This is a genomic window from Streptomyces sp. P17 (assembly GCF_032436805.1).
In the GTDB taxonomy this organism is placed as follows: Bacteria; Actinomycetota; Actinomycetes; order Streptomycetales; family Streptomycetaceae; genus Streptomyces.
The window spans coordinates 1-230 of record NZ_JAVRBF010001574.1; the positions used below are offsets into that span (position 1 = coordinate 1).

Annotated in this window: 1 pseudogene; it reads right to left on the reverse strand. The window is 30.0% G+C overall.

Annotation, left to right across the window (positions count from 1 at the left end):
- Positions 1-230: pseudogene (locus RMT89_RS45730) on the reverse strand (hypothetical protein); the annotation flags it as partial.

Genomic DNA, 230 nt, shown 5'->3' on the forward strand with positions numbered 1-230 from the left:
CCAGAGATAAAATGCTTATATTTTATTAAAAACCGTTCTAAATCATTTCGAATAAAACAGAAAGACTTTAATGATTGCGGTGATTTTTCAATATCTTTTATAATATCCACCCAAGCCAAAATTGCCGAATAAATATGGTTACCACGCTTATTATAAAAATACACTAGTGGATGCAACCCTAAAGATGAGGGATGAGATGAATTTACTCTTCTTAGAAATTTCCTTGTATT